Source organism: Rheinheimera sp. (assembly GCF_030824435.1).
Lineage (GTDB): Bacteria > Pseudomonadota > Gammaproteobacteria > Enterobacterales > Alteromonadaceae > Pararheinheimera.
Genome location: NZ_JAVBXS010000066.1, coordinates 41,539 through 57,648, shown reverse-complemented (window position 1 = coordinate 57,648; position 16,110 = coordinate 41,539). Strand labels below are relative to the sequence as shown.

General features: G+C 48.4%; 17 protein-coding genes and 1 riboswitch. Of the genes, 9 read left to right on the top strand and 8 right to left on the bottom strand.

Annotation, left to right across the window (positions count from 1 at the left end; genetic code table 11):
* Positions 1-31: 31 nt before the first annotated feature.
* From RCH83_RS13120 to RCH83_RS13095, 6 genes are all read left to right on the top strand, one after another.
* A complete protein-coding gene (locus RCH83_RS13120; RefSeq protein ID WP_306522822.1) occupies positions 32-505 on the top strand; it encodes a hypothetical protein in 474 nt (157 codons plus the stop codon).
* 277 nt (positions 506-782) lie between these two features.
* Positions 783-3,371, top strand: coding sequence for a hypothetical protein (locus RCH83_RS13115; protein WP_306522820.1), 2,589 nt, complete (start codon positions 783-785; stop codon positions 3,369-3,371).
* A gap of 177 nt (positions 3,372-3,548) precedes the next feature.
* Positions 3,549-4,409 (top strand): DMT family transporter, encoded by an 861-nt coding sequence (locus RCH83_RS13110; protein ID WP_306522818.1) that lies wholly within the window; start codon positions 3,549-3,551, stop codon positions 4,407-4,409.
* A 54-nt stretch (positions 4,410-4,463) separates the two neighbouring features.
* On the top strand, positions 4,464-5,231 hold the full coding sequence (locus tag RCH83_RS13105; RefSeq protein ID WP_306522816.1) for a hypothetical protein: 768 nt from the start codon (positions 4,464-4,466) through the stop codon (positions 5,229-5,231).
* A 42-nt stretch (positions 5,232-5,273) separates the two neighbouring features.
* Entirely contained in the window at positions 5,274-5,876 is a 603-nt protein-coding gene (locus RCH83_RS13100) for an ACP phosphodiesterase (RefSeq protein ID WP_306522814.1), read from the top strand.
* 71 nt (positions 5,877-5,947) lie between these two features.
* Positions 5,948-6,346, top strand: a complete 399-nt coding sequence (locus RCH83_RS13095; protein ID WP_306522812.1) for a ribonuclease E inhibitor RraB — start codon at positions 5,948-5,950, stop codon at positions 6,344-6,346.
* A gap of 51 nt (positions 6,347-6,397) precedes the next feature.
* On the opposite strand, the gene RCH83_RS13090 is transcribed toward RCH83_RS13095, so the two are convergent.
* From RCH83_RS13090 to RCH83_RS13080, 3 genes are read right to left on the bottom strand one after another with little or no spacing between them, the layout of a single operon-like run.
* On the bottom strand, positions 6,398-6,844 hold the full coding sequence (locus RCH83_RS13090) for an MBOAT family O-acyltransferase (protein ID WP_306522810.1): 447 nt from the start codon (positions 6,842-6,844) through the stop codon (positions 6,398-6,400).
* A 57-nt stretch (positions 6,845-6,901) separates the two neighbouring features.
* Positions 6,902-7,285, bottom strand: a complete 384-nt coding sequence (locus tag RCH83_RS13085) for an excalibur calcium-binding domain-containing protein (protein WP_306522808.1) — start codon at positions 7,283-7,285, stop codon at positions 6,902-6,904.
* 21 nt (positions 7,286-7,306) lie between these two features.
* Positions 7,307-7,786 carry a cytochrome b562 gene (locus tag RCH83_RS13080; RefSeq protein WP_306522806.1) on the bottom strand — a complete coding sequence of 160 codons (480 nt, stop codon included), beginning with the start codon at positions 7,784-7,786 and terminating at the stop codon, positions 7,307-7,309.
* A gap of 152 nt (positions 7,787-7,938) precedes the next feature.
* On the opposite strand from RCH83_RS13080, the gene RCH83_RS13075 reads away from it, so the two are divergent.
* The 3 genes from RCH83_RS13075 to yjjX all read left to right on the top strand — a co-directional run bounded on the left by RCH83_RS13075 (position 7,939) and on the right by yjjX (position 11,248).
* Positions 7,939-8,640: a YebC/PmpR family DNA-binding transcriptional regulator gene (locus RCH83_RS13075; protein ID WP_306522804.1), complete on the top strand. Its 702-nt coding sequence runs from the start codon at positions 7,939-7,941 to the stop codon at positions 8,638-8,640.
* A gap of 351 nt (positions 8,641-8,991) precedes the next feature.
* Positions 8,992-9,077, top strand: a riboswitch (cyclic di-GMP riboswitch).
* Positions 9,078-9,293: 216 nt separating this feature from the next.
* The gene (locus RCH83_RS13070) at positions 9,294-10,598 is read left to right on the top strand and encodes a PAS domain-containing methyl-accepting chemotaxis protein (RefSeq protein ID WP_306522802.1); all 1,305 of its coding nucleotides are present in this window, start codon (positions 9,294-9,296) and stop codon (positions 10,596-10,598) included.
* A gap of 98 nt (positions 10,599-10,696) precedes the next feature.
* Complete coding sequence (gene yjjX / locus RCH83_RS13065; protein WP_306522800.1) at positions 10,697-11,248, top strand: inosine/xanthosine triphosphatase; 552 nt, start codon at positions 10,697-10,699, stop codon at positions 11,246-11,248.
* Between the two features lie 133 nt (positions 11,249-11,381).
* On the opposite strand, the gene RCH83_RS13060 is transcribed toward yjjX, so the two are convergent.
* The 5 genes from RCH83_RS13060 to torT form a co-directional block, all read right to left on the bottom strand.
* Positions 11,382-12,128, bottom strand: coding sequence for a transporter substrate-binding domain-containing protein (locus tag RCH83_RS13060; protein ID WP_306522798.1), 747 nt, complete (start codon positions 12,126-12,128; stop codon positions 11,382-11,384).
* Between the two features lie 30 nt (positions 12,129-12,158).
* On the bottom strand, positions 12,159-12,548 hold the full coding sequence (locus RCH83_RS13055; protein WP_306522796.1) for a thioesterase family protein: 390 nt from the start codon (positions 12,546-12,548) through the stop codon (positions 12,159-12,161).
* Between the two features lie 53 nt (positions 12,549-12,601).
* On the bottom strand, positions 12,602-13,822 hold the full coding sequence (locus tag RCH83_RS13050; protein WP_306522794.1) for an SAM-dependent methyltransferase: 1,221 nt from the start codon (positions 13,820-13,822) through the stop codon (positions 12,602-12,604).
* A gap of 51 nt (positions 13,823-13,873) precedes the next feature.
* Positions 13,874-14,827, bottom strand: a complete 954-nt coding sequence (locus RCH83_RS13045) for a hypothetical protein (protein WP_306522792.1) — start codon at positions 14,825-14,827, stop codon at positions 13,874-13,876.
* Positions 14,828-14,980: 153 nt separating this feature from the next.
* A complete protein-coding gene (torT, locus tag RCH83_RS13040; protein WP_306522790.1) occupies positions 14,981-16,066 on the bottom strand; it encodes a TMAO reductase system periplasmic protein TorT in 1,086 nt (361 codons plus the stop codon).
* Positions 16,067-16,110: the final 44 nt, after the last annotated feature.

The window sequence follows — 16,110 nt, the reverse complement described above, 5'->3', positions numbered from 1 at the left end:
ACAAAATCCATGAACAAGGCCCTTTGGACTGATGAGTAACAGCAAAACAGCCAACATCAACAATACCACTGCAGTGGCAGCACAAACGCCAATGGCAGCGTTAAAACCCAGCCGCAAGCTCAACAGTGTGCCGGCCTGGCAACCCAAATCACGCCAAAACAGACGCAATCCCAACAAATCTTCAGCCAGCCAGCAGCACAGAGACCAACAAATTTGGCTGCTGCATCAGGCGATGGTCGAAAAAATGCTGGCAGAACCCAGCCATGCCAATCGTATTTTGGCGCAGCTCGACCAACGTTATCAGCAGGGGCTGCTGCGCCATAACGAATACCTGTTCTGGAGTTCGGCGTTATTGCAGCTGGAACAGCCTGTGTTATTTCGACAGGCCCTGCTTAGCGACGATGCACAAAGCCGCAAATACCGCAGACGCACCGCCCTGACCGCAATTTTAACTGAAGCAGAACGTCAGGCCATTTTGTCGGGCCAGCACGCAGCTGCAACATAACCCGCTGTTGCCTGAGCACACTGCCTGATTTATCGCTCAGCGCCACAATTTATGGGCCTGCAACGCAGTGCTGCTGATAAAAATACAACGCCAGGGCAGCCCTGAGGTAACAACACAAGGCCAGCTCAGCAATACAGCTCAGGTTATTTGTAAACATTTTGCTAAGCCTTTGCCTGGCGGCGTTTTTTTGTCCCCTGAACCATACACTACTGTCACAGAGCCTGTTAAACTCAAGCCGACTCTATCGGTTCGGACATCGGCAAGGACAGGTATGCATATGCGCTCTTATTTTGCTTTGGGACTTCTTTCTACACTGCTTAGCCTGAGCTTTGCTGCCCGGGCCGACGGCGAAGCCAGCCAGCAACAACGGCAATATGGCAATAAATTTGGCAAGGTCAGTGTGGACGCTTTGTTGCTGCCTGATGGTCAACGTGAATTTAAACTGCGCAGTGACGCTATGCCGCTGGCCAAAACCGATACCGCAGAAAAAGCCGATGAGACAACACAAGCCGCTGTTTCATCTGGTAAAACGCTGAATGTCACTGCTGATGACTTACAGGTACGCAGCAAGAATGTGTTGTTTGATGCGCTGTTCAGCCTGGCACAACAGGAAAAAAAGCAAAACAGTGTCAGTGAAATTACCGACTGGGGTTTTAATGATCAACAAGCAGTACCCTGCCCTTGTTTTGAAACCGGCGCCAAATGGCATTATGTCTGGACCAGGGACCTGTCCTACAGCCTGGATTTAGGTTTGGGTTATCTCGACCCTGAACGCGCCCGCAATTCATTGTTATTTAAAACCTCCAAAGTTCGGCCCGAGCTGATAGCACGTCAGGTATCCCCTATTGAAGTGGCTTTACAAGACACCGGTTCTGGCGGCAGCTGGCCGGTCAGTTCAGATCGGGTGGTGTGGATTTTGGCGGCCAGTGGCCTGACGTTAAATGCCATGGCTGACAGCAGCAGCACTGAAACACAACAAGCCTGGCAAGCACAATGGTACCCCATCGCCAAAAACACCTTGCTGCAGGACAGACAATATATCTTCAGTGAAAAACTGGGTTTGTACCGTGGTGAAACTTCTTTTTTAGACTGGCGTGAACAAAATTATCCGGACTGGACTGCCAAAGACACCCGCTATCTGGCGCAGTCTTATGCACTGTCTACCAATGTGTTGCATTACGCTGCTCTTAAAGCTGTGGCCGAGGCCGCCAAAACGCAGGAACCAGCGGCTGCGGCACAATTTGCGCTTTGGGCCGATGAGCTGAAAACCGCCATTAACCAGTCGTTTTGGCTGGCAGAACAAGGTTTGTACGCCAGTTATCTCGGTGAAGAATATAACCCTATGCCGGTGCAACAATATGATTTATTAGGTTTGGCGCTGGCCATCAATCATCAGGTCGCATCCGCAGCACAAGCGGGTCAGATTTTACAAAATTACCCGCTGACCCAGGCCGGGCCACCGGTGTTTTTTCCGGCCAAACAACAAATTCCGATTTACCACAACAGAGCCTTGTGGCCCTTTGTCAGCGCTTATGCGTTAAGAGCCGCCAAGTCACAACAACATGCTGAACTGTTTCACAAAATTGCGATGTCGTTATTTCAGGGCGCCGCTTTTAACTTATCCAATATGGAAAATCTGGAATGGCTCAGCCAAAAAGCCCATGTGGCTGATGGCGAATTATCAGGCCCAGTCATTAACTCAGAGCGCCAGCTATGGTCAGTGGCGGCTTATCATGATTTTGTGGTCAACGCTTTGTTTGGTGTGGCTGTCTCTGGTCGCAGCCTGCAACTCAACCCTTTTATTCCGGCGCAGCTGGCGCAGGATTTACAGCTTGGTGACGGGCTGAAACTGGAAAACCTGCGCCTTGGCAGCAGCAGATTACAACTGACTTTACGTTTTGACGGCAAAGCCACTAAACAACACAGTTACCGGCTGGCAAAAATCAGCATCAATGATGTGGAACAACCCCTGACAGGCCCGCATCAGCTGCAATTGCAACTGGATGATTTTTCAACAGAAGAGAACAATATCGACATGGTGCTGACACCAGTGCTGCAGCAGAACCAGCAGCCGCGGCTGTTAAAAGTGGCCGACCCGGCCAAACTGAGCACGGCCGAACAGAGGGCATTGTTTGCACCAAAACAACCACAGCTCAGCCTGAGCAGCAATGAAAAAGGCCAGGCTGTACTGCATTTTGACGCCAATGGTGAACATAAAACCCGTTTTACCTTGTATAAAAACGGCGCCAAAGTGCAGCTGAAAAAACAGCGGGATCATTATCAGGACAAAGAACAGCACAAAAACTCTCAATGTTATGCACTGGTACAAAGTTATACCGACACCGGCCTGACGTCTTTACCAAGCCGCACTGTCTGCACCGAAACCACAAAACAGCAGTTTGTCGCTGGCCAGACATTACTAAGCAACGACCTCATTGCCAGCGACTATCTGGGAGTGCCGGTGTTTAAAAACTGGGGGTTGCCGGAACAACAACTGCAATTTGAAGCCACTATCAGCCACAGCGGCACACAGCGGCTGGCGCTTGAATATTTTATCGACAACGGCCCTATCAACACAGGTATCACTGCTGTGGTGAAACAAGCACAGGTGCAATGTCCGGTCATGCCACTGCAACAAAGCACTTTGGTGATGCCACACCTGGCAACAGCAACTGAAGCCGGACTTTCCACCGCCGCCAGCTTCGAGGCCAAGGCAGGCACTGTGTGTCAAATCAGCATAGTTGACGGTTTTAATATGAGTTATCTGCAACATTTTGAACTTTATACCGGCGGTAAAGGGGGTCGCACCGGCCCGCTGAATCAGGCAGTGATCCATAAAGCACTGTTATGGAGCGCAGCACAATAAACACAAGCTGCAGCAAAGCCTGCTGAGTACGCTCAACAGGCTTTGCACTTGGGTTGCCGCACAGCACAGAGGCAATAGCAGCAAAAAAACCGTCGACAGGCTTTTAAATGCGCCCTGCCACAGCAGAATAAACCCATAAAACGCCGCAGTAATGGCAGCGCCAACCAAGGAACAGATGTGAACTTTTATGTAGTACTGGCGCTGCTTTCAGCCCTTTGTATGGCCAGCAGTGGCATTATCGCGCGTTACTCCGGGCTTGGTGCTGCCGAGCTCACCTTTTACCGTCTTTTTGTGGGTGCTTTTTGCCTGGCACTGTTGCTGCTCAGCCGTGGTGAACTCAAACTGCTCAAAACCAGACCTGACTGGCATGTGCTGCTTAACGGCATCCTGCTGGCCAGTTTTATGTTGTGTTTTTTGCTGGCCATTCACAGCATCAGTCTGGCCAACGCCATTATGCTGGTCTATCTGGCACCGCCGCTTACCAGTCTGGCCGCCCACTGGCTTTTTGGCGAAAAACTAAACAGCGCCAGCAGCTTATGTATTATTTTTGCCATGCTGGGTTTTGCCATGATGCAACAATTTAAACTGGATCTGGCGCTGACACCGGCCCAGCTGCCGGGTTTTGTTTATGGTGTGTTGTCCCTACTGGCCTACAGTGCTTTTTTATTGCTGAACAGAAAACCAGATCCGGCACAGTCGTTATATCAACGCACTTTTTACCAACTGGCCATTGGCGCCTGTTGTGTGCTGCCTTTTTTAGCCGAAGCAAAGTTGCCAGTCGCCGCTGATCTGCCCTGGATTTTGCTGGCAGGCATTTTTCCGGGTTTTTTAGCCATTTTATGGGCTTTAACAGCACTACAACATCTGCCAACCCGGGTGTATGGCACTTTGGCATATATTGAACCAGCAGCTGTGATACTTGCCGGTTGGTTGTTATTCCACGAAAATCTGAATTTATTACAACTTGCCGGCGTGCTGCTGATTTTGTGTTGTGGTATAGCCCAAACATTGTTAGCAAGGCCTGCACAAAAGGCTTGAAAGTCGGCTGCAGCCTTTTCATACTCAGAGGCTGCAGTAGAATCGGGTGGTATTATGTTGGCCAGAACGCCTATATTGGCAAAATCTGTGTTGTTGTCAGCCGGTGTTGTGCTGCTTTGTCTGTTGTGGCGCCCTTTACCAGCAACTGCAGCCACCCCTTTGCATCTAAAAATGGGTTTACATAACTTTCCGCCTGATTTTGTGGTAAGCCCGGATGGCCAAAGTTGTGGCGGTCCTGGTTTTGAATTAACCCGCCAGATTTTTGCCCAACACCAGATTGAGATTGAAGCCGTCTGTGTGACTCCGGCCCGCATGTATCTGCTGCTCGACACCGGTGAACTGGATTTCAGCATTAATATCAAAAGTACCAAAGCACTTTCGGCGCTGCAAAACGCCCAACATCAGTTTATTGCCCCGCCTTATTCGCAGTTACAGCTGGTGATGTACAGCCATAAAGCGTCCAGTGCCGCACCAAGAGACAATAGTGTGGCGCTTATTCGTGGTTTTGATTATCAGGGCCAACGCGCCAGCCTGCTGCAACGTGGTTTTGTCTTGGTAGATTTGCCCGACAGCATCAGTGCCAGCGAACTGTTTTTGCATCAGCGCAGTCAACATTTGTTAACCTACGACGGGCCTTTTCGCGCTTATGCACTGGCCAAAGATGCCGCGCTGTTAGCGCAGTTTGAACGCAGAGCCCTCAGCAGCATTGATACTTTTTATGTCTTATCAGCACGTTCTGCACATAAAACACAGATGCAACAAGCTATAGAGACTTATGCCGCCCGGCATCAGTGCCGTTATATTAAAGGCTGCCAACCATAAAAGGCTGATCATGGCCGCTTATTCAGCAACAGAAGGCATCTTATGAACTATCTGGCCCATTTGTATTTTGCCGCTGACAGCAGCGAGTCCCGTATCGGTAATTTATTGGGTGATTTTTGTCGTGGTGTTGAGTTGCAGCAGCTATCCGAAGCCACTGCTGCAGGACTTGCCCAGCACAGGGCTATTGACCGTTTTACCGACCAGCACCCACAAGTCCGTCAGGCCAGGCTGTTGTTTGCCACAAACAGGCGGCGTTTTGCCGGCGTGGCACTGGATTTAGTGTTTGACCATTATCTGGTCAAACACTGGTCGTTATTTTCCGCCGAACCTTTTGCCCTGTACAAAACACGTTTATACCAACAATTGTGGCAGGACAGGCCTTTGATGCCGGCCGCTATGGCTCGCACTGTTGATTATCTGGTACCGCAGGACTGGTTTGGCAGTTACGCCGAACTAGATACCATAGGCGAAGCGCTGGACCGCATCGCTGGCAGACTACGTTTTGCCAATACTTTTGCCGGTTGTATTGCAGATTTAACCGAACACCAACCACAGTTTGAACAGCTTTTTTTGCAGTTTTTCCCACAATTGCAGGCATTTGTGCAGCAATACCAAGCGGATAACGCCTTTCCTCTGAGAATTTAATGCCTGCCATTTTAAAAACTTGCTAAACTAGCGCGCAGAATTTTCCCCTAATTTGTGTTACGGAGTGCCAAATGAGTCAATTCCCGGATGATGGTAATGGCGATATGCTGCAGGCGCTGGCTGATGCCGGTGTTGATCTGAGCAAAAGCCTGGCGTTAGATTTTTATCTGGTATTTAAAAACAAAGAAAAAGCTGAAATGGCATTAAATGAGTTAACAGCGCTGGATCAACCCGGTGAAGTTGAACTGAATTTTAATGATTTAGAGCAGTGGGAGCTGATTGTCAGCCTCAATATGGTGCCGGATCATACCGCTATCACCAATAAAGAAGCTGAACTGGACAAATTTGCCAAAAAATTTGGTGGTTTTAACGACGGCTGGGGTGTAATGCAACATCAGGACGGCGATGACGATTTTGATGATGAACACGGTGAAGACTGTGATGATGATTGTGGTCACCACCATCATTAACAAACACTGAAAGTTGCGGCAGGTTACCCTAAGTAACCTGCTGTTTTTGACCTAACCAGCACCAAGCCGGTAAGGCCACACCACTACAAATGTTGTGATAATTTGCAGTAAATTTAACGACATCCTGCCCCACCATGGCAAAGCGCCATATTGCAGTTTTAATTGCTCCGACAACAAAAGCCAGCAAGCCATCAACACAAACCAGGGTGTAAATAACAACCTGAGTTCGCGACTTACCAGCATAGTCACCATATCGTGTAATAAACCGCTCAGCGCAAATGTCAGGATCAGCGCCAGCGACGGCGGCAGCCAGCCTTTAAGCGGAATAAAAATAAAACGCGCCAGATAATAACCAAAAATCGGGTTCCAGCTACGCCAGAAAGCGGCAAAGGAACTTGCGCCAAAAGCACGGGACAAATTATTGCGTAAAGAACCCGGTGCACTCATCGGCACCCCGTTGCGTTTTTGTACATAGGCGCCAAGCGTTAATTTTTGCATCACATCCTTTTGCCACTTGCGCTGTTATACCTTCAACACCGGCTTCTTTATCACTGGCTACCAGCGGCTGTCCCTTTCACAAGGTTCACCGTCATTATTTCCATCCATCTTCGTATTCGGGCAATTCTGAATAAAAAACTCGGCTTCTGCTCTTGAATTCATCTGGCTGCACATAGTGCGGCCGTCACAGGTAAATTCAGCTGTAGTTTCAGCGCTTGGTAAAAACTGTTCACTCAAGCTGGTTGCAGCCGCAGCGGGCTGTTGTTGTACAGCACCTTCAGCAACACCGGTTGCGCCTGTGCTAACCGGCGCCAGATATTCTTCCGGTACAGCAGCAATAGCGGGCACAGCCACCAGTTGCGGGGGCTGTTGGTAAATTAACTTACCTGTGACCAGACCAATACCAAAAGCAGCCAGTGCGACCATGACATAAGCATTCATTATTGCCTGTTCCTTATTGCCTTAACCACCAAACAACAATTGCCAGAAACCCGGGCTACGCTGTTTATGATATTGTTTTTTAAGTAAATCTACCTGTGTCAGCTGTTCTTTGGCTTGTGCCATATTGCCATCAAGCAACTGTTGCTGCACCAATAACAGCTGCTGCTGGACTTCACTCAGGCCTTTTTGAAATAACTGCTGTTTTTCAGACGGAAACTGATAACTTTGTACCTTGGCAATTTCATGTTGTAAAGCGTTGATTTCACTTTGCATTTGCTTGATGTCAGCTGCAGCCTGGGCTTTTTTATAATGGAGTGCCATGGCTTTCATCGTCGCTTCCACATCTGTGGTGGCAACAACAGTTGTGCTCACTGTTTTACTGTCAGCGGCTGCGACTTGGGTATTGTCAGCTGGCGTTTGTGCTAGCACACTCTGGCTAATGCTGGCTAACAATAAGGTTAACAACAACTTTTTTAAGGGGCTGAACATCAGGTGATTCATTCGTCATCTCACGGAAAAAAACAGGCCGCAGTTTATCACAAAATGCTATTCACTTGGCGCTACCCCGCTGTGGCGGTTGCGTCGCTACTGCCCTTTGGCTAGACTACGGCGATTTTCTTCGTTTCACAGCCAGCATAAGCGAGATTGTAGCCATGGGCGCACAATGGAAAGCAAAACACAAACAAGACACTGCGGCCGCTAAAGGTCGTATTTTTACCAAGTTAGCCAAAGAAATTATGATGGCCGCCAAAAATGGCGCCGATCCAAGCATGAACTCCAAACTGCGTTTAGCCATTGAAACAGCACGTAAAGCTTCAATGCCAAAAGACACACTGGAACGTGCCATTAAAAAAGGTGCGGGTTTACTGGATGGCCCGGTCAACTACGAACACGTTGTGTATGAAGGTTTTGCCCCGCATCAGGTGCCGGTCATCGTTGAATGTCTGACCGATAATAAAAACCGCTCAGCGCAAAGTATGCGGATTTTGTTCCGTAAAGGACAACTGGGAAACTCAGGTTCAGTATCCTGGGACTTTGATTATTTAGGTGCGATAGAAGCCACTGCCGACAATAAAGACGCTGATGTCGAAGTTGCCGCTATTGAAGCCGGCGCGCAGGATTTTGAGCAGGACGATGAAGGTGGCGTGATTTTTTACACAGAACCTACCGATCTGGATTTAGTACAAAAAGCACTGCCGGAATTTGGTTTTAGTGTCAGCTCCGCCAAGCTGATTTACAAACCGAAAAACCCAATGAGCCTGGACGACGCAGCCCGCGCCGAAGTGGAAGCTTTCCTTGAAGCCATCGACAACGACGATGACGTGCAGACGGTTTATGTTGGTTTAGGCGGATAATAGTCCTGCCCTGTTACAGAACCAGCCGGTTTTGCCCATTAAAAAGGAGCTGTGATACAGCTCCTTTTTGCTTTGTGGTCCTGCGCTTGACACAGACTTAACCGCTGTTTTTATGCCCTTGCTGCTCACAACAATTGTGCGTCGCTGCGCTTTCATTTTTGCTGCAATCTGGCTCTGTATTCTCATCTGTCTCAGTATTGTCACAAGTTGCACAGCAGTGCGACGACCACTGCTGATTAAGCATGTTGTACAATTTTGTACATTCAACATTTCCAACAAAATCAAATTGTTAACATAAATGTACAGCACCGCGCTTATTTTGCAGCTGATTATTGCCGGAAGCATGGTTAGAATCGATATTCGCAAGTCAGTTGAAAAGCTGAACACGCAAAGCCATGGGCCTAAAGTTGTAAAACAAGGGTCGCCAGGTTGCACCATAGCGCAATGTCACCACAGATTAACCTCAGTGTCCGGCGTTGCTTCTGCATCCCCGGCCGACCTGAAGTTGTGCCCTGCTTTGTGAATCACAGCCAGAACTGATCTCAACATTGTTTGCTTTTGAGCTATGTCATTGCACAACAATCACTTTGTGCAAAACAGTGATATCAAAACAACAAAGGCACCTCAAAAAACAATCAGACAGGGAGAGTAGGATGTTTAATCAAAAACTGAAAATAGCCTTACAACAAAGTCAGCAGGACTTGCAGTCCATTCAGCTTTATATCAGCTCTATTGAACGGCATATTGCTGTGATTGAATTTATGCCGGATGGCACCATTTTGCATGCCAACAACACCTTTCTGGAAACAGTAGGTTATCGCTGGGACGAAATATGTGGCCGTCATCACAGTATGTTTTGCGACAATAACCATATTCAGAGTGACGACTACCGTCGGTTCTGGCAACAACTTGGCATGGGACAAAGTCAGGCGCAAACCTTTATGCGACTGAGCAAAACCGGCCAGAAGATCTGGCTGGAGGCCACTTATTTCCCGGTGTTACAACAAGGCAAAGTGGTGAAGGTGGTGAAGTTTGCCGCTGACGTCAGTTATAAAACGCGCCAGTTGATGGAACAACAAGCCATTATTGCCGCTTTGCATAAATCGCAAGCTATTATCGAATTCAGTCCGGATGGCCATATTCTGCACGCCAACGCCAATTTTCTGGCCACTGTGGGTTACAGTCTGGAACAAATCCGTGGCCAACATCACCGGATGTTTTGTTTTGCGCAATTTTACCTTGAACAGCCTGATTTCTGGCAAGAGCTGCAACAAGGTCAGTTTAAATCCGGTCAGTTTGAACGCAAAAATGCCACTGGCGAGTCGCTTTGGCTGGAAGCCACCTACAACCCGGTATTTGACGAAGAGCGGCGTGTGGTGAAGGTGATCAAGTTTGCCAGTGATATTACGGCGCTGATCAAACAACAACAGGCGGTTCAGCGCGCAACCCAGACAGTGCAACAAATTCAGCAACAAAATACCGAACTGTTCAGCCAGGGTGAGTTGCTTTTGAAACAAAGTGTTGATAACAGTGGCGCCGTGAACCTGGAAGTGAATAAAGCCGCTACTTTGTTACAACAACTGGCAGAGCAGTCGCAGGCCATTTATGCCATGGTCAGTACCATTCGCAGTATTGCCGATCAAACCAATTTGCTGGCATTAAACGCAGCCATTGAAGCGGCCAGAGCCGGTGAGCATGGCCGTGGTTTTGCGGTGGTCGCCGACGAAGTCAGGCATCTGGCGTCCAGCACCGGCAAGTCGACGGTTGAAATTGAAACTGTGGTCAAAACCAATCTGGGTTTAACTCAACATGCGCTTTGTAGTATGCAGCAGGCCAGCGCCGAGTCAGACCGCGGTCATGCCCTGATCAATGATACTGCAGCGGTATTTATCGGATTTCGCGACAGCAATGATAAGGTCCGTCTGGCCGTCAGCGAATTGTCTCAATCTTGCGGTTAAACACAAAAAGCTGCAGCGTAAAAATGCCGTTGCCACAGGTAGGCAAAATTTGGCAGTCCGGAGTATGATGGCCGCTGTTTTTTCCGGACTTTTACCTGATGCCAAACACGACCATCACAGCCAATCAAATGAATCAGCACTGGCATATTGCTGTTGCTTCAGCCAACCCTGCCAAAATAAAAGCAGTACAACAGTGTTTTACAGAAGTGTTCCCCACTCAGCACCACGAAGTGCAGGGTTATGCGGTGCCATCTGGTGTTGCTGCCCAACCTATGAGCAGCGCTGAAACTTTATTAGGTGCCCAAAACCGTATTCAGGCGTTGAAACAAAGGGTTACAGCCGACTTTTATGTCAGTATTGAAGCTGGCCTTGATGGTGATTTTACCTTTGCCTGGATGTTGATTGAACATCAGGGTAAACAAGGCATGGCGCGCTCCGCCAGCCTGATGTTGCCGCCTGAAGCCTTAACACAACTGCAAGAAGGTGCTGAGCTTGGTGATGTGATGGATCAGATGTTTGGTACCGACAATATCAAACAGGCCGGTGGCGCCATTGCATTATTAACAGGCAATCGCTTAAGCCGTGGCAGCGTGTATCAGCAAGCGCTTATTCTGGCGTTAATCCCGTTTTTGCAACCCGACTTATACTGATGGCACTAAACTCTGGCAGCAATGATTGCGAGCAGTTAGTAGCTGTGAATAAAGGGCAAAGAAGCCTGCTGATCACATAAAGCTCTGACTATGAACCACTTAGCGGGTGACTTTTGGGGCAGTTCCAACGGTTTTATGGCTGTGTAGCTACGGCCTGTTGCCAGCTTTCCACCAGCCGGTATTTTTGTTTCAGCGCCTGAATCTGTCGCTGCTGTTGCTGTAAAAATAAATCAAACTGCTGAATTAATTCTGGTTTTGTCTGACTGGATAAATGAAAAGCAACTTCAGAGTGTGGCAGTTGTTGTGCTATGACCAGCGCCTGCGGTTGCGCCATTTTTGTTAATAAATGCCGGGCTACATTCCATTCCATATCCACGGCATCAACCCGGCCTTTCAGCACCATCTGCAGCGCAGCTTCAGCGTTTACAGTTTCCACCAGCTTAAAACTATAAGCGCCCTGCACTGCCAGCAAATGATCAGGCACAAAACCGCGGATCACACTAATAGCATGCACTTTGTCCAGCGTCAGTTGTTGTTGCGCCGGTTTTACCAGGGTCGCACCTAAAATTGCAACCAGCGCCTTGCTGTAAAAACGCTGCCCCAGGGCTTTTTCATGCTGATGCCAACGTGGATTATCCGGATATTGTAAATCGCAGTCGTTGTTTTCTTTCAGCCTCTTAATAGGAAGCGCTTTAATGTGCAGTGTCAGTCCGGCACTTTTGGCAAAAAGTGCAAGTACATCATTGGCATAACTGCCCTGATTGGCTGGGGTAAAGTCATAATGCGGGTAATAAGCTAAATCTTCAGCACAGACGATAACAGTGTCTTTGGCTGAGGCGGGCAAGGCCAACAACAAAGCCAACCATAACCAAAGACTCAAGCGGCTAACTTTACGCCAACACCACAAAACTCAGGCTCCGCTTAATAAGGTTAAAGCTTCAGGCACAAAAGGCCGGCCTCTGGCGTTTACTGCAGTGCCAATCACCAGCGCTTCCAGCAACACCGCAGCATCACGGCTACGCACCACCTGCTGGCGAAAACCAAAACGCAATTTGGAAATTTGTTCATAAACAACAGTGACCTGAAACAAATCGCCACTGGTGAGTGAACCTTTGTAGTCCATTTCACTGCGCACCACCACCAGATTGACACCATCACGCGCTAAAGCCGCAAAATCAATGCCTTTGCTGTGTAAAAACTCATGGCGGGCGTGTTCCAGATAATTAAAATACACAGCGTTATTGACGATACCCTGCATATCACATTCGTAATCGCGCACTTTAAAATCGACGGCAAACAAGATGAGCTCCTTCAGTTGACTTCACGCAGCCGATTGTCGCTGATCTCAGGTTGTCAGCTGGTCGGTTCAGCAGTTTGTAATAAGGTTTCCAGGCAATGATGCTGAATGCCATAAAAAGCTTTTAATTCGGCAATTTGTGCCAGTACTGCTTTGTTATCTTTAGTTTTTTTTCTTTTAACTGCCAGAATCATTTTATTTTTACTGGTATGTTCCAGGCTGATAAATTCAAACACCTGAGTGTCATACCCATAAGCCTCCAGCAATAAAGCGCGCAGGCCGTCAGTGAGCATTTCGGCTTGTTGTCCGGCATGAATACCATGCACCAGCAAAGGTGACAACACCGGTGGACTTAATAGCTGAGGCCGCAACTCTTTGTGGCAACAAGGTGAACACATAATAATTTCGGCGCCGGTACGAATGCCCATGTCAATGGCATAGTCAGTGGCGGTATCACAGGCATGCAAAGCTATCATCACGTTAATGCCACGGGCTTTAAAATGTTTGACGTCGCCTTGTTCAAACTGCAGACCATTAAGTGCCAGCTTTTTTGCTGTGTTGTTACATAAATCTACCAGTGGCTGGCGCAGTTCTACCCCTGTCACCTGCGCTTTTAAACCCAGTATGGTGGTCAGATAATCAAAAACGGCAAAAGTAAGATAAGCTTTGCCGGAGCCAAAATCGGCCACATGCACAGCCTGCTGCTCTGCCAGGCCGGTTTGACTGATGGCTTTTTGCAGTACCTCAATAAACTTGTTGATTTGTTTCCACTTTTTTGACATGGACGGAATAATCTGACCCTGGGCGTCAGTAATACCCAGCGCCTGCAAATAAGGGCGGCTTTGTTCAACATAACGGTGTTTTTCTTTGTTATGTGCAAGTACGGCCTGTGCTTTGTTGTTGCTGGTTTTGCGTTTATTCAGCAATATTTTGCCTTTTTTACTGACGCTAAGTTGCACCTCAAGGCTCTGAGTTTCCAATAAAGCACTGCGAAAATCGCTGCTTATGCCTTGTTGCAACCATTGAATCGCCTCATGTAACGGGTAGTTTTTGGTGGTATCAAAGGTACGGTTTTGTGACAAAAACGACAGCTGTAACTCACCTTTAATTTCTACCGGCCTGATTTGCAGCCGCTGCAGTTCAGGGTCTGCCCCCTGATAATTGGATAACACCAGCCGCAATAGCTCCCCTGCTAAAAAGGCCTGGCTGAACAAGCCTAAAAAGTCGCTGAGCATAGGATCTGTTGCCGGGGCTGCGGCAGAAGCTAAAGTGGTCATGATTTATCCGGGTCTGGTAAAAAAACTGGCCGGATTATATCAGAGCTGTGGTCAAAACGACTGCTGCACAGGACGGGCAACAGTGGGTATTTTAATTTTTTCAACCCTGGCTGAAGGTGGCAGTTGCAACCAGAACTCGCTGATGGTCAGTGGTGTCGCAGGTGGCAACACCGGATTTGGTAGTTCAAACACCAGCGACTGGCTAAATTGACTCAGCGGAAACACATGACGGCTCACCGGATGTTGTTGCATAAAAGCCTGCAGCTGTCCGGAAATGGCCAGCGCCGTTAGACCTTTGTGCAGACGATTGGCCAGTACTTCATTGTTTTTCTTCACAAAAAAATACATGGCATAAGGGTACTTTAACAGCACATCTGTACTGAACATCAGATCAGGATATTCTTTGGCAAAACGCGCCACTTCAGAAGGACCTTCAAACACACTACGCGGAAAATAATCACAACGTTTTTTACTGAGCATCAACAACATCTGATCATAACCATCAATACGCAATACCTTCAGCCCAGCCTGCTCCATAATAGTGGAATCCGGCCAGGTTCTGCCCTGACAGGCGGTCAGTTGTTTCAGCTCTGAAAAACTACTCATCTGCATAAAACCGGCATGATCGTTTTTACGGATAATCATGCCACGCCAGCCTAACCCACCGCCCAGCAAAGGCACCCGGATCGGCAACAACTCTTTTTCCAGTTGCAGATCGGTGCCAAAACGGTGCAGGTCAATAAAATCGCCTTTATGCAACATATAAAACATATTGCCATGGCGTGGTGGCATCAGTTCCTGCACCCGGGCCGGACCAAATTCGGTTTCTGTTTGTTTCAGTGCCAGCAGCAATAAATCCTGATAATAGGCATGGCTGGCTTCCTGAATAGATTGCTGTCCCAGAGTTCGGATCATGGTTTGTGCCTGAGATGAAAAAGTACTGACCACCAAAAGCATGGACAACATCAGCACCACACAACAACGCCAAACCAGAAACTTGGCCATAACAGCTAAAACCTTTGAATACATTGCATAATGTTGAGCATAGTGGAATTGCGCTGCAGCGGCCAGCAGTTGCCGGTCACTTTTCTGCCAAAGCAGGGACAGCGTATATCAGAGCTTTACCGCAATTTTTAACTGCCTTTTGACGCTTTAGTGCTATTGCACCGGAACATCCAATAATTCACGACGGATGATCCACTGCTCATCCGGTGGTAATAGCCGGTGCATCGGATAGCTGGCCAGATCAGCGCTCTGCAGCACATCAATACCCGGACTAACACGCCTGGGCACCTGCTCTTTTTGCAAAAGCCGGATTGCCAAATCCACTGCTATCCGGGCCTGGATCACAGGTGAATCCGTGACGGCTGCCGTGATCTGTCCACTTTGCAACAGTTCAATGACAGCCGGATTGGCATAATAGGCCACTATTGGCAAAGCCCGGTGGGCTGTTTTTATATCAGCTGCCGGTGTTTTTGCGACATATTGCGCCACTGCTGTTGCCGCCACAGCATTGGCTAACACAACATCAGGAAGTTGTTGCTGGGCAAAAAAGTTGCGGGCCAGTCCGGCCTGGCTAAAAGCATCGGTCGGACCATAACCCGCATGCAGAACCTTAACATTATTGCCCTGCAGCGCCTTTTTTAACCCTGATTCAGCATCCCTGACCCAGGCCGCACCTTCGGGGCCGGGAAACCAGCCCAACTGCAGCGCTGATTTTGTCGTGCTGCCAAGAATAAAACGAACTGCAGCTTCACTCATATCGGCAAATGACACCACTGAATGGCTGCTGACATCTTTACTGTCAATACCATTAATTAAATCAATCACCGGCCGCCCTTCAGAGGCCAACTGACTGATTTCAACCGCCAGACCTTCGGCAGAAATGGCAGCAATAATATAAGCGTCGGCTTTTTTCTGCCGGCACAACTGCAGTTGTGTACGTTGTTTATCCAGATGTTCATAACCACCGGCTTCGTAAATGCCAAGCATGACTTCTTGCCGTGCCGCTTCTTCAGACAAGCCCCAGGCGACGCCCCACCAGTAGTGGTCTTTGCCATGCGGTAACAAAGCGCAAATCCGCCACTGCTTTTTTGCTTTGAGCAGCGGTTGATATTGTTGTGTTTTGCCATCTGCTATCACTTTAACCGGAAACCAGAGATCGGCTGTTGCAGCACTGGCAAGTTCAGTCAGCAGCAACGGCAATAAAAACAGTGCTGCTCTTTGTAAAAATCGCCAAACCATATCACTACTCCTTGTCTGCGACTCAGCATAAAACCACATACTCT

Bases quoted from the DNA above. Each gene is read 5' to 3' on its own strand.
- RCH83_RS13120 (WP_306522822.1), top strand. From the start codon at position 32: ATGAGTAACAGCAAAACAGCCAACATCAACAATACCACTGCAGTGGCA.
- RCH83_RS13115 (WP_306522820.1), top strand. From the start codon at position 783: ATGCGCTCTTATTTTGCTTTGGGACTTCTTTCTACACTGCTTAGCCTG.
- RCH83_RS13105 (WP_306522816.1), top strand. From the start codon at position 4,464: ATGTTGGCCAGAACGCCTATATTGGCAAAATCTGTGTTGTTGTCAGCC.
- RCH83_RS13100 (WP_306522814.1), top strand. From the start codon at position 5,274: ATGAACTATCTGGCCCATTTGTATTTTGCCGCTGACAGCAGCGAGTCC.
- RCH83_RS13095 (WP_306522812.1), top strand. From the start codon at position 5,948: ATGAGTCAATTCCCGGATGATGGTAATGGCGATATGCTGCAGGCGCTG.
- RCH83_RS13090 (WP_306522810.1), bottom strand. From the start codon at position 6,844: ATGCAAAAATTAACGCTTGGCGCCTATGTACAAAAACGCAACGGGGTG.
- RCH83_RS13085 (WP_306522808.1), bottom strand. From the start codon at position 7,285: ATGAATGCTTATGTCATGGTCGCACTGGCTGCTTTTGGTATTGGTCTG.
- RCH83_RS13080 (WP_306522806.1), bottom strand. From the start codon at position 7,786: ATGAATCACCTGATGTTCAGCCCCTTAAAAAAGTTGTTGTTAACCTTA.
- RCH83_RS13075 (WP_306522804.1), top strand. From the start codon at position 7,939: ATGGGCGCACAATGGAAAGCAAAACACAAACAAGACACTGCGGCCGCT.
- RCH83_RS13070 (WP_306522802.1), top strand. From the start codon at position 9,294: ATGTTTAATCAAAAACTGAAAATAGCCTTACAACAAAGTCAGCAGGAC.
- yjjX (WP_306522800.1), top strand. From the start codon at position 10,697: ATGCCAAACACGACCATCACAGCCAATCAAATGAATCAGCACTGGCAT.
- RCH83_RS13050 (WP_306522794.1), bottom strand. From the start codon at position 13,822: ATGACCACTTTAGCTTCTGCCGCAGCCCCGGCAACAGATCCTATGCTC.
- RCH83_RS13045 (WP_306522792.1), bottom strand. From the start codon at position 14,827: ATGGCCAAGTTTCTGGTTTGGCGTTGTTGTGTGGTGCTGATGTTGTCC.
- torT (WP_306522790.1), bottom strand. From the start codon at position 16,066: ATGGTTTGGCGATTTTTACAAAGAGCAGCACTGTTTTTATTGCCGTTG.